Raw genomic sequence first — 12,021 nt, 5'->3', positions numbered from 1 at the left:
GGACAGATCTGGCTATTTTCGTTTATTGATTATGAGGAATGGGAGGTAGAAGTATCATTTTTTTGGGTTTGCTTTTGCTGTTTTGCAGCTTGCCGGTGCTGGGCCAGTCAGCACCCCCGGCAGCTTTCAAAAACCAGCAGGCCTTGACCGACAGCATTAAAAGCCTGAATGTGCTGGCGCGCCGGCAGCTGGACCGTGCCCCTGATCAGGCCTATACGCTGGGCAGGCAGGCGCTGGAGCTATCACAGCAAATTGGCTACAAGCCCGGCATGGCCGAAGCCATGCGCAGCCTGGGGGTCTATTACCAGGATCAGGCGAAATATGCCACCGCCCTTCAGTACATTACCGATGCCCGCAAGCTCTATGGAGAGCTGCAGGATACGCTCATGATGGCCCGCACCATCCGTCAGTTGGGCGGCCTGTACCAGCAGCGGGCCCTCTATGCCGAAGCAGAGCACTACTATCAGGAGGCCCTGAGCATTGCCCTGCGCAAAAACTACCGCCTTGTGATCGGCAGGTCGCTCAAAGACCTGGGCGGACTATCCTACTTTCTGCGGGAGTACCCGGCGGCCATTGTGTATTTTGAGCGAAGCCTGCACTACATCAATAAAGAAGAAGATCCCGCCAGCTATGCCGCAGTGCTCAATAATCTGGGCGTAGTGAACAAGGCCCAGAAAAAGTATCCGGCTGCGCTTGCCTACTTAAAGCAGGCCTATACCCTGCTGGAGCAGCAGCAGAGCGTGCGGGACCTGAGCGTGGTGCTCATGAACATTGGCGAAGCACAGCAAAAGATGGGGCTGGTAGATGAGGCCGAGCAAAACTTTCTGAAGGCGCTGAAGGCCGCCCAACGGGTACAGAATGTGCAGCGCCAGGTAGAGGCCTACCAGTACCTGGCCGATTTCTATGCCGAGGGAGAGGACTTTGCAAAGGCCTATCGTTACAAAAAGGAGTATGCAGCCTATAAAGACACCCTTTACCGCCAGGAGGCCCAGGCGCAAATGGCCGAAATGGCCAAAAAACTGGAACTGGAGCGCAAGGAACGGGCTTTTTCAGAATTGATCCAGGGCAAGGAAATGGAGCTGCTCAGCAAGGAGTTTGAGATCAGCCAGCTGGAGCTTTATCGTAAAAATAACCTGGTGATTGTGTTTGTGCTGCTGGTATCTACGGCCATGGGCATCTCCTTTATTCTCTACAAGAGCTACCAGACCAAGCGCCGGCAAAACCGGCAGCTGGCCGATCAGAATCAGGAGATCATTCAGAAAAACCTGCTGCTGGAAGAAATGAATCAGAAGCTGCTGGCCTCCCAGCGGGAGCTAAAGGAGCTTAACGAAACCAAGGACAAGTTTTTCAGCATCCTGGCTCATGACCTGCGCAGCCCGCTGGTTACCCTTAAAAGTTTTGTAAGCCTGCTGCATAGCGGGCACAGCAAGTTTAGCGAAGCGGAAATGCACCGGCTCACCGGCCGCATCGAGCGCTCCCTGCAGGGGCTCACCAGCCTGCTGGACAACCTCCTGCAGTGGTCTTCTGCCCAGAGCGGTCTCATCACCTTTGCCCCCCGTACGCTTGACCTGCAAAAGGTGGTGGATGAAAACCTGCTGCTGCTGGAGAGCACCGCCCTGGCCAAAGAGATCCGGCTGCAGACCGATTGTCAGGCGCAGCAGGTAACCGCCGACCGGCACATGCTGAACCTGGTGCTGCGCAACTTGCTGGGCAATGCCCTTAAGTTTACCCGCAGGGGAGGCAACGTATATCTGCGCACCCGGGAAACTGAAACACATACCCTCATACAGGTAGAAGATACCGGAATCGGCATCCGGCCCGAACTCTTAGGCAGGCTGCTGGAAGATAAAAGCCTGCGCTCCAGCTGGGGTACCGAAAATGAAAAAGGCAGTGGCCTGGGCCTGATGCTCTGCAAGGAATTCATCGAGCGCCACCAGGGAAGCCTGGAGATCAGTTCCGAAGAAGAGAAGGGTACTTGTTTTACCGTACGGCTCCCCAAGGCCAGCCAGCCTGCGCCAAAAGTAGTGCAGCGGGTGGCCGTCTAAGGGCTCGGTTCCCGCCAGGCGCTTGATGATAGCCAGATCCAGGGGAGCATATTTCGCTGGTTCGAGCCTGTGGCTCGGACTTTACTATACTGGGACCATATTACACTGGATGAGGATCCGAGCCACAGGCTCGAACCAGCGAAACGGGCAGTTTTCTTAGAATAGCGCTCCACTTACGCTTTCTTCTGCTTACCCCCCCTCGCCCTGCTATCGCAGGTTCCCCGAACCTGTGATATACATGTAATAGGTTCTCTGAACCCATTTTGTCGTAACTTAATGGCAAAGGGATCGTGTTTGTGGCTGATGCTAACAAATAGGATAGCACCAGATACCGCCTGTGTTCCTGCTTACCCTCATCGCTTAAAACAAAAAAGCGCTGAAGACATATCTCCAGCGCTTTTTATATTCATGTTCTCCCTGAAAATGAAGGGCTTATTGGCTACCCCTCTTCCTCACTGGCAGCTTTTTCTACCCGTATCCCTACAGACATGATAAAGGGCAGGTGATTGTCCTTCATGATGCGTTTGTCGCTCTCCCGCATGCGGTGCTGAATGCGGATGTCAAAGGTGCCCGCATGGGGAAAGCGGAAATTCTGGTAGACCGGTACCTGATGATCAAAGATATCGCCCAGCCCATCGCCATAGGGCTTGCCCGTGGCCCTATCGAACAGCTCAATGTTGTTGAGGTCGGTTGCCAGCGGCCGCCCGGCCGAATCGGCAATTTCAATCTGCAGATAGAGGTTCTGGGCGGGGTAGGAGAGCGCGTTGCGCAGGTTGTAGTAGATGTTATACCCCAGCTCCGGCTGCTGGATAGGCACCTGAAAGTGGATCACCGAATCTTTATGCCAGGCATACTCCTTAATATCTACGTTCTGTTCAAATACCCTGCGCTCGTCGCAGGCACTGAGCATCAGGAACAGCAACAGGCCAATTCCGGCCAGCTTAAGAACGTGTGTCATCTCCTTTTTTAGGCTTTGGTTTTTTGCGACGTTTCTTTTTGGTGGTGGCGGCTTTTTTCTCGAAGCGCTTGTCCATCAGGGCCAGGTCCTGGTTTAGTACTTTAGGCCCTTCGTCCAGCTCGGGCAGCTTGTCTTCCAGCAGGGTAGCCGGGGTAAGCCCCTTGGTATTCATTTCCAGAATGTGCTGCACCCGGCTGGCCGGTACAGGGTGCCACTGGTCGTCGCCGCCAAAGCCAAACCACATCATTTTCCGAAAGATATCGGTTTTTTGCAGATATGCCTCGCCTCTTTCGGTAATCAGGGGCTGGTTTACGGCTGGTATATCCTCCAGGGCTTCCATATAGGTTTCCAGCTCGTAGTTGAGGCAGCACTTCAGACGGCCGCACTGGCCGCTGAGCTTGCTGGGGTTTAGCGAGAGGTTTTGGTAGCGGGCGGCCGTGGTGCTTACGCTCTTGAAGTCTGAGAGCCAGGTGGCACAGCAGAGCTCCCGCCCGCAGGAGCCTATACCCCCCAGGCGGCCCGCTTCCTGCCGCAGGCTGATCTGCCGCATCTCTACCCGCAGCCGGAACTCCGAGGCCAGCACTTTGATGAGCTGGCGAAAATCCACCCGGTCTTCGGCCGAGTAGTAGAAGGTGGCCTTGGTGCCATCGGCCTGGTACTCCACATCGGTAAGCTTCATTTGCAGGTTCAGCTCCCGGATGATCTCGCGGGTACGGTACATGATGGGCATTTCCTTGTTTTGCAGCTCCTGGTATTTTTCCAGGTCTTTCTGCGTGGCAATGCGGTACACGGCCCGTATGTTATCATCGTTGCGGATCTTCTTTTTCTGCATTTGCAGCCGCACCAGCTCGCCCTGCAGCGATACATGGCCAATGTGATGGCCGTTGGGCACGTCTACCACTACGGCATCGCCGGTGGTAAGCTCCACGCCATTGATGTTGCGGAAAAATTCCTTGCGTCCGTTCTTAAAGCGTACTTCGGCAATATCAAATTTATCGACTACTGGCATGTCCATATTGGAGAGCCAGTCAAATACATTCATTTTATTACAGCCTCCGGTGCTGCAGGCGCCATTGTTCTGGCATCCTGCCGTTGTGCTGCCGTTGCTGCTTCCAGTGCTACATGATGAACATCCCATAATACTCTTCCCTACGTTAGATTAACCTGCCCACTGGCAGGTCCACAGTTTTAGCATTCTAGCGATATTAAGCATTTTTGGCCGATTATGCCAATACATCCTGCCCAATATCGCGGCGGTGGTAGCTATTTGCCCACCGGATCCCATTTACCTGCGCATAGGCACGCTCCAGGGCCTGCTGCAGGTTGGGGCCCTGCCCGGTTACGGCCAGTACCCGCCCGCCATTGCTTACTACCTGCCCCTCCTCTTCCCGGGTGCCGGCGTGAAACACCAGCGCGCCTTCCTGCACAGGGCCCAGGCCGCTGATGGGGTTGCCTTTTTCATAGCCCTCAGGATAGCCGCCCGCAGCCATCACTACGGTAGCCGTAGCTCCGGGTAGGGTATGGATCTGCTGATTGCCCAGGCGGCCCTGAGCGGTGGCCAGAAACAGCTCGGCCAGGTCGTTGCCCACGCGGGGCAGCACAGCCTGTGTTTCGGGATCGCCCATGCGCACATTGTACTCGATCACAAAGGGTTCTCCCTTAACCTTCATCAGGCCTATAAAGAGAAAGCCCTGAAAGGGGATACCATCCTGCTGCAGGCCGGCAATGGTGCGCTTAACCACCTGCTCCTCTACTTTATCCATGAATGCCTTATCGGCTATAGAGACAGGCGAAACAGCTCCCATGCCGCCCGTATTGGGGCCGGTATCGCCTTCGCCAATGCGCTTATAGTCCTTGGCTTCGGGCAGGATCAGGTAGTCCTTTCCATCGGTCAACACAAAAACAGACAGTTCGGTGCCGTCCAGAAACTGTTCTACCAGCACTTTTGCCCCGGCTTTGCCAAATTTATCCTCTACCAGCATTTGCTGCAGTACCTGCCGGGCTTCTTCTTCGGTCTGGCAGATCACCACCCCCTTGCCGGCGGCCAGGCCATCGGCCTTCAGCACAATGGGCATGGGCTCATCGGTCAGGTAGGCCAGGCCTTCCTGCAGGTAGTCTTTGGTAAAGGTGCGGGCCGCAGCCGTAGGGATGCGGTGGCGCAGCATAAAGGCCTTGGAAAAGTCTTTGCTGCCCTCCAGCTGAGCACCCAGGCGGCCCGGGCCTATCAGGGGAATGGGGCGCAGCTGCGCATCCTGCTCAAAGAAATCGCGGATGCCTGCTACCAGGGGCGCTTCGGGGCCTACCACCACCAGGCCAATCTGGTGCCGGAGCACAGCCTCTTTTACAGCCTCAAAGTTTTCCGGATCAAGGGGCAGGTTTTGGGCCAGCTGGGCGGTGCCGGCATTGCCCGGGGCTACATAAAGCTGCTGGCAGAGGGGGCTCTGGCTGAGTTTCCAGGCAAATGCATGCTCCCGTCCGCCGCCGCCAAGAATCAAAATATTCATAAAAATTGGGGACTAGCCATAAAATTTGCCAAAAGTTAAACCAAAACAGGCTCTCTTGAAAGGGAGAGCCTGAGAAAGGGGATAGGAGGGCGGCCTTAGAGGGCGTGTTCCGACAGGAATTTTACCCGCATCAGCCGCAGTTCGTCTTCGCTAAAGTCTTCCGGACCAAGCTCTTCCAGGGCGGCCCGCAGGCTATCGGTCTCGGCGCTCATAAAATAGTCGTAGATCTCATCCTGGCGCTCTTCGTCCATATAATCCTCCAGGTAATAATCCAGGTTCAGCTTGGTGCCCGAGTAGCAGATGTGCTCGATCTCGGATAGCAGCTCATCCATGCTCATGTTGAGCGAACCGGCTATTTCCTCCAGGGCAATCTTGCGGTCGATCTGCTGAATCACAAAGATCTTGGTCTTGGAGCGGGTGCCGGCGCTTTTTACCACCACATCGGTTGCCGGTACAATATCATTGTCCTCTACAAATTTCCTGATAGCCTCAATAAAGGGCTTGCCAAACTTGCTCACCTTGCCCATGCCTACGCCCTGGATCTGGGCCAGGGCTTCGGTAGAGGTGGGGTAAACGGTGGCCATTTCTTCCAGCGAGGGGTCCTGGAACAGCACATAGGGGGGGAGCCCCTTTTGCTTGGCCAGTTTCTTGCGCAGGTCTTTGAGCAGGGCAAAGAGGGCCTCATCATAGGAGCGCTGCACCACGGGCATTTCCTTTTCGTTTTCCTCCTCTACCTCATCGGTGCTGTAGTCGTGGTCCAGCGTAAAGCTAAGGCTATGGGGGGCAATCAGGAAGGCATCGCCCTTGGGGGTGAGCTTGAGTACGCCAATGTTTTCGATGTCTTTTTCCAGAAACTCGTAGAGCAGCGCTTGGCGGATGGCCGATTTCCAATAGTCCAGCGGTTCATCACTTCCTGTGGCCCATACGGGCAGCTGGTTGTGGCTATAACTCAGGATATACTGGTTTTCGGTGCCGTGGATGAGCTCGGCCAGGTGTTGCAGGCCAAAGCGCTGGTCGGTCTGGTCTACAGCCTGCAGTACGGTAGAGAGCACCTCGCGGGCCTCGTATTTCTCCCGCGGGTTCAGGCAGTTGTCGCAGAAGCCACAGTCTTTCTCGTAGGATTCGCCAAAGTAGTGCAGCAGCTGGCGGCGGCGGCATACGGATGATTCGGCATAGGAGGCCATCTCCTGCAACAGTACCTTGGAATTGTCGCGCTCGGTTACGGGCTTATCCTTGTTGAACTTCTCCAGCTTCAGGATGTCGTTGTAGCTGTAGAACATCAGGCAGTGGCCTTCCAGCCCATCGCGGCCGCCACGGCCGGTCTCCTGGTAGTAGCCCTCCAGCGATTTGGGGGTGTCATAATGCACCACAAAGCGCACATCGGGCTTGTCGATGCCCATGCCAAAGGCAATGGTGGCCACAATAATGTCTACCTCTTCGTTGAGGAAGGCATCCTGGTTCTGCATGCGCACCTGGGGGTCCAGGCCGGCATGGTAGGGAGCGGCCTTAAAGCCGTTTACCCGCAGCAGCTCGGCTATTTCTTCTACCTTTTTGCGGCTCAGGCAGTACACAATGCCCGATTTGCCCTTGTGCTGGCTGGCAAAGCGTACCAGCTGCTTTTTGGTGTGTTTCTTGGGCCGTACCTCATAGTAGAGGTTTTTGCGGTTAAAGGAAGATTTGAACAGGTCGGCATCTTCCATCTGCAGGTTTTTCTGAATATCCTGCTGCACCTTGGGGGTGGCGGTGGCGGTAAGGGCGATGACGGGCAGATTGCCCAGCCGGCTGATGATGCTGCGGATGCGGCGGTACTCGGGCCGAAAATCATGGCCCCACTCCGAGATACAGTGCGCCTCATCAATGGCCACAAAGGAAATATCGGCCTTTGTAAGAAATTCGATGTTTTCGTCCTTTGTCAGTGACTCTGGGGCTACATAAAGCAGCTTGGTCTTGCCGGCAAGGGTTTCTTTTTTTACCCGGTTGATCTCGGTCTTGCTCAGGGTAGAGTTCAGAAAATGCGCCTGTACGCCATGGGCATTGAGCTGATCTACCTGATTTTTCATCAGGGCAATAAGGGGAGAGATGACAATGGCGGTTCCCTGTTGTACCAGGGCCGGTAGCTGATAGCAAAGCGATTTGCCGGCACCGGTGGGCATGATCACAAAGGTGTTCCGGCCTTCCAGCACGTTCTGCATGATCGCTTCCTGATTTCCCCTGAACTGATCGTACCCGAATATCTCTTTTAACCTTTCTCTCAAGACATCTTTATTCTCCACTAACATCGTTGTGCTTCTCTTCTAAGGTTAAGCCACGTTTTTTTCTATATTTGCAATTTAAAAGAAAAATGCATCCGCTTTGCTAAAAGCTAAGAATTTAACGCAGATTGCACAAAAAGTATTGCAGCAGGAAGCCGCTGCTTTACAGCGTGTAAGCGCCGGTATTGATAGTAGTTTCGAAGCCTGTGTAGAGGCAATTCTATCGCTCAGCGGCAGGGTAGTGGTAACAGGCATTGGCAAAAGTGCTATTGTGGCCAATAAAATTGTGGCTACCCTTAACTCTACCGGTACGCCGGCCCTGTTTATGCATGCCGCCGATGCCATTCATGGCGATTTGGGCATGGTGCAAAAGGACGATCTGGTGATCTGTATTTCCAAGAGTGGAAATACCCCGGAGATCAAGGTGCTGGTACCCCTCTTAAAGCGCACCGGCGCGCTGCTGACGGCCCTGGTAAGCAATACCGACTCGTACCTGGCCCGGCAGGCTGATTTTATCCTCAATGGCACTATTGATCAGGAGGCCTGCCCAAACAACCTGGCCCCCACCACCAGCACCACCGTACACATGGCCCTGGGCGATGCCCTGGCCGTATGCCTGGTAGAGGCCCGCGGCTTTACCAGCCAGGACTTTGCCCGCCTGCACCCGGGCGGCTCCCTGGGCAAGCAGCTTTACCTGAAGGTGGGGGATATTTACAAGGACAATGAGCTGCCGGTGGTGTTTGAAGATGATAACCTCAAGGACACCATTCTGGAAATTTCCGGCAAACGTTTGGGCGCTGCGGCCGTATTATCCTCCAACCAGGAGCTCATCGGCATTATTACCGACGGCGACCTGCGGCGCATGCTGCAGCGCTTCGACGACCTGCGGGGCCTTACCGCCGCCGATGTGATGTCGCCCCGGCCCAAAACCGTGTGCCCTACCGATTATGCCGCCAAGGCCCTGCAGCTGATGCAGGAAAACAATATCAGCCAGTTGGTGGTAGTAAGCGAAGACGAGCGGCAGGAGGTGCTGGGTTTTGTACACATTCACAACCTCATCAAAGAAGGGATTATCTAACCTATGGATCCGAATTTTTATGTAGTGATCATGGCCGGCGGCATTGGCAGCCGTTTCTGGCCCTATAGCCGCAACGACCGGCCCAAACAGTTTCTGGATGTGCTCAACACCGGCCAGACCCTGCTGCAGATGACGGCCAACCGCTTTCGCAGCATCTGCCCGCCGGAAAATATCTATATTGTGACCAACAGCACCTATGTAGGGCTGGTAAAGGAGCAGCTGCCCTACCTGGGAGATGAGCAGATCCTGGCCGAGCCGGTGCGCCGCAATACGGCTCCCTGTGTGGCCTACGCCGCCTACAAGATCCGGCAGAAGAATCCCGATGCCACCATGGTAGTGGCCCCTTCCGACCATGCCATCTTTCACGAAACGGAGTTTGTGCAAACCATACAGGCTGCCATGCAGGAGGCCGCCAAAGGGGATAAGCTTATAACGCTGGGCATACGCCCCAACCGCCCCGAAACCGGCTATGGCTATATCCAGTATGTGCGGGAGCCGGGCGCTACCTTTAAGAAGGTAAAGACCTTTACCGAGAAGCCCCAGCTGGAGCTGGCCAAGACCTTTCTGGATAGCGGGGATTTTGTCTGGAACGCCGGTATTTTCATCTGGCATGTAAGCGCCATTACCAGCGCCTTTGACAAGCACCTGCCCGAGCTGGCCGAGATCTTTGAGGATTGCCCCGACTGCTATTACAGCCCGCGGGAAGAAGAATTTATTCGCTCGGCCTACTCGCAAAGCAAGAACATCTCCATTGATTACGGCATTATGGAGAAGGCCGAGAATGTGTATGTGGTGCTGGCCGATTTTGGCTGGTCCGACCTGGGCTCCTGGGCCTCGCTACACGAGATCCGGCAGAAGGACGGAAGCAACAATGCCGTAGACGGCAATGCCGTGCTCTTTGATGTGCAGGACTGCATGATCAAATCCGACAAGGATCACCTTTTGGTGGTGCAGGGCCTGCAGGGCTATCTGGTAGCCCAGTGTGATGATGTGATCATCATCTGCGACAAAGACGATGAGGCCCGCTTCCGGGAGTATGTGAACGAAGTAAAGGCCCAGAAGGGGGAGCGGTTTTTGTAAAAGCGTATTTTTTTACTAAAAAAAACCAGCGGCAGGAAGTAGTTATTTTCCACCGCTGGTTTTTTGTTTTTTGGCATTCACGCTTTGCGCTACCCCCGCTGCCGCACCACCTCATACAAGCAGATGGCGGCGGCTACGGAAACGTTCAGGGACTCTACCTGGCCCGCCATGGGAATCAGGGCCTGGGTGTCGGCAAATTTCATGTATTCAGGTGAGATCCCATCCTCTTCGGAGCCCATCAGAATGGCAATAGGCCCGGTCAGGTCGTTTTCGGCCAGGGTCTTTTCGGCTTTTTCGGTGCAGGCCACAATTTGCAGGCCGCTGTCTTTCAGGAAACGCAGGGTATCCTTCAGGTTAGGCTCCCGGCATATGGGCAGGAAGTTGAGGGCGCCGGCAGAGGTTTTCATGGCATCGGCATTGATGCGGGCGCTGCCCCGGCTGGGCACTACTATGGCATCGGCCCCCAGGCACTCGGCTGTGCGGGCTATGGCGCCAAAGTTTCGTACATCGGTAATGCGGTCCAGCACCACCAGCAGGGGCATCTTGCCCTGCTCGAAGGTGGCGGCCAGAATCTCCTGCACTGGCGCATAGCGGATGGGGGAGAGGAAACAGACCACCCCCTGATGATTTTTTTGGTGATGCGGTTGAGCTTCTCGGCCGGCACCTTCTGGTAGGGCAGGTCGATGGCCGCAGCGGCGGCCTTCAGCTCCCGGATCAGGTCGTTGTTCAGGTCCCGCTGAATGAGCAGGTCTTCTATTTCCCGGCCGGCATGCAGGGCCTCCAGCACGGCGCGGGTGCCAAAGATCAGGTCGGGCTCTCCTTCTTTTCTTCGGTCTATGGTAAATTTTGGCCTCTTCTCCATCTACTTACTATCTGAAAGTGGGTGCGTGCATAGTCTTTGTTCCGCACCAGCTGGTGGTAGTTCGGCGCAAAGGGGTTTACGGTGCGCACAAAGGTAAAGCTTAATTCGGGAATATCCCCCTTTGACCGGTAGATCCACAGCTCGCCATCGTAGCGGGCCTGCACCACATCGGGCGGACCGTAGAGCACATAGATCATGCCCTGGTCGGTCTTCCAGCCCTCCTTAAAGGAGGTGAAGAGGCGGTTGGCGGCCGTTACCCGCCGGTAATAGCTGCGAATGATGCGCCGGGCCCGGTCTTCGGACTGGGTCATGCGCAGCCAGTAGCGGTCAATGGCCTGCTTGCTGAAGCCCTCCCGCTCCAGCTCGGCCCATTCTTCATTGGTGCTCAGGTAGCGGATGGGCCCTGCAAAGGCCTCCAGCGTGCGGGTTCTGGGAAAAAAGCGGTTCTCTACCCGTACCCCCTTGCCCTGCAGGCTTAGCGTATCGGCCTGCAGAAAGTAAAAGCCTTCGGCCTGAAGCTCCAGGGGTTGGCCGGCCGGGATGCGCCGGCGCTGGCTGATGTCCATCTTTGTGCTGGCGGCGGTTGAGGCTACCGTCATGGGCGAAGGGGCCGGGCCAAAATCATGCTGGTACAGAAAGAGAAACAGGCTGTCTACCCCTTGCGCTTCCAGCCTGGGCACTACGGTTTCGCGTACCGGCAGAAAGGGGGTAAAGGTGGGGGCATTCTGCTGCTGTAAATAGAAGGGGGCCGCGCCAAAATGCAGCAGGTCCCGCAGGTGCAGGGGGTACCAGAAGGTGCGCAGGCTGTCGGAGGTATGCTGCAGCTCCAGCACCAGCCACTGGGCGCCCCGGCTGGTATCAATGGCATGGCGAACGGTGGTGGCGGCTTCTCCTTTGGGTACCCCCTCAAAGAGCGGCGCCAGGTGCATGGGGCGGGGGCTGCTGAGGCTATCCAGGTAATGCACCCTGCCCGTAAGGGAGCGGGTGCGCAGGGGCTGGCTCTGCTGCAGCTGTATCACCAGCTGGGGCAGTTGCCCCTGGGGCTGGTACAACTCCCAGGCCAGCTGCAGGGGGGCATCGGGCTGGTACTTCCAGGCCAGGTTGGCACTGCTCAGGTTCTGGGCGGTGGCCCGGGGGCTGGCACACAGCAGCAGGGCCAGCAGCAGGGGGAGTATAAAGCGGTTCTTCATATCTAAAAAGCCTCCGGCACCGGTCGGGCAGGGGGCATATAAGGTGATCCAC

General features: G+C 56.0%; 10 protein-coding genes. 3 read left to right on the top strand and 7 right to left on the bottom strand.

All coding sequences use genetic code 11. The annotated features are described in order from the left end of the window. Window positions 1-143: 143 nt before the first annotated feature. The gene (locus ADICEAN_RS02670; protein ID WP_161622652.1) at window positions 144-2,045 is read left to right on the top strand and encodes an ATP-binding protein; all 1,902 of its coding nucleotides are present in this window, start codon (window positions 144-146) and stop codon (window positions 2,043-2,045) included. Between the two features lie 439 nt (window positions 2,046-2,484). On the opposite strand, the gene ADICEAN_RS02665 is transcribed toward ADICEAN_RS02670, so the two are convergent. The 4 genes from ADICEAN_RS02665 to recQ all read right to left on the bottom strand — a co-directional run bounded on the left by ADICEAN_RS02665 (window position 2,485) and on the right by recQ (window position 7,786). Then, on the bottom strand, window positions 2,485-3,003 hold the full coding sequence (locus ADICEAN_RS02665) for a gliding motility lipoprotein GldH (RefSeq protein WP_009193975.1): 519 nt from the start codon (window positions 3,001-3,003) through the stop codon (window positions 2,485-2,487). Further along, the gene (locus ADICEAN_RS02660; RefSeq protein ID WP_009193974.1) at window positions 2,987-4,045 is read right to left on the bottom strand and encodes a PSP1 domain-containing protein; all 1,059 of its coding nucleotides are present in this window, start codon (window positions 4,043-4,045) and stop codon (window positions 2,987-2,989) included. Before ADICEAN_RS02660 ends, ADICEAN_RS02665 begins: the two co-directional genes overlap by 17 nt. Window positions 4,046-4,226: 181 nt before the next feature. After that, window positions 4,227-5,507: a phosphoribosylamine--glycine ligase gene (gene purD, locus ADICEAN_RS02655; RefSeq protein WP_009193973.1), complete on the bottom strand. Its 1,281-nt coding sequence runs from the start codon at window positions 5,505-5,507 to the stop codon at window positions 4,227-4,229. A 95-nt stretch (window positions 5,508-5,602) separates the two neighbouring features. Then, a complete protein-coding gene (gene recQ / locus ADICEAN_RS02650) occupies window positions 5,603-7,786 on the bottom strand; it encodes a DNA helicase RecQ (RefSeq protein ID WP_009193972.1) in 2,184 nt (727 codons plus the stop codon). 73 nt (window positions 7,787-7,859) lie between these two features. Between recQ and ADICEAN_RS02645 the strand changes: the two genes are divergently transcribed. After that, window positions 7,860-8,837: a KpsF/GutQ family sugar-phosphate isomerase gene (locus ADICEAN_RS02645; protein WP_009193971.1), complete on the top strand. Its 978-nt coding sequence runs from the start codon at window positions 7,860-7,862 to the stop codon at window positions 8,835-8,837. Between the two features lie 3 nt (window positions 8,838-8,840). Continuing rightward, entirely contained in the window at window positions 8,841-9,917 is a 1,077-nt protein-coding gene (locus tag ADICEAN_RS02640) for a mannose-1-phosphate guanylyltransferase (RefSeq protein WP_009193970.1), read from the top strand. A gap of 89 nt (window positions 9,918-10,006) precedes the next feature. Here ADICEAN_RS02640 and rlmB read toward each other — a convergent pair whose 3' ends face one another. The 3 genes from rlmB to ADICEAN_RS02630 are packed head-to-tail and all read right to left on the bottom strand — an operon-like array spanning window position 10,007 to window position 11,969. Further along, a complete protein-coding gene (gene rlmB / locus ADICEAN_RS23815; RefSeq protein WP_394330739.1) occupies window positions 10,007-10,498 on the bottom strand; it encodes a 23S rRNA (guanosine(2251)-2'-O)-methyltransferase RlmB in 492 nt (163 codons plus the stop codon). Next, window positions 10,402-10,779, bottom strand: a complete 378-nt coding sequence (locus ADICEAN_RS23810) for an RNA methyltransferase substrate-binding domain-containing protein (RefSeq protein ID WP_009193968.1) — start codon at window positions 10,777-10,779, stop codon at window positions 10,402-10,404. The genes rlmB and ADICEAN_RS23810 overlap by 97 nt, the downstream gene beginning before the upstream one ends. Then, window positions 10,752-11,969, bottom strand: a complete 1,218-nt coding sequence (locus ADICEAN_RS02630) for a GWxTD domain-containing protein (RefSeq protein ID WP_009193967.1) — start codon at window positions 11,967-11,969, stop codon at window positions 10,752-10,754. Before ADICEAN_RS02630 ends, ADICEAN_RS23810 begins: the two co-directional genes overlap by 28 nt. Between the last annotated feature and the right edge of the window lie 52 nt (window positions 11,970-12,021).

The organism is Cesiribacter andamanensis AMV16 (genome assembly GCF_000348925.1).
GTDB lineage: Bacteria > Bacteroidota > Bacteroidia > Cytophagales > Cyclobacteriaceae > Cesiribacter > Cesiribacter andamanensis.
Note: the sequence above shows the minus strand (reverse complement) of the source record. Positions and strands in the feature narration are given on the sequence as shown.

Bases quoted from the DNA above. Each gene is read 5' to 3' on its own strand.
- ADICEAN_RS02665 (WP_009193975.1), bottom strand. From the start codon at position 3,003: ATGACACACGTTCTTAAGCTGGCCGGAATTGGCCTGTTGCTGTTCCTG.
- ADICEAN_RS02660 (WP_009193974.1), bottom strand. From the start codon at position 4,045: ATGAATGTATTTGACTGGCTCTCCAATATGGACATGCCAGTAGTCGAT.
- purD (WP_009193973.1), bottom strand. From the start codon at position 5,507: ATGAATATTTTGATTCTTGGCGGCGGCGGACGGGAGCATGCATTTGCC.
- recQ (WP_009193972.1), bottom strand. From the start codon at position 7,786: ATGTTAGTGGAGAATAAAGATGTCTTGAGAGAAAGGTTAAAAGAGATA.
- ADICEAN_RS02640 (WP_009193970.1), top strand. From the start codon at position 8,841: ATGGATCCGAATTTTTATGTAGTGATCATGGCCGGCGGCATTGGCAGC.
- ADICEAN_RS23810 (WP_009193968.1), bottom strand. From the start codon at position 10,779: ATGGAGAAGAGGCCAAAATTTACCATAGACCGAAGAAAAGAAGGAGAG.
- ADICEAN_RS02630 (WP_009193967.1), bottom strand. From the start codon at position 11,969: ATGAAGAACCGCTTTATACTCCCCCTGCTGCTGGCCCTGCTGCTGTGT.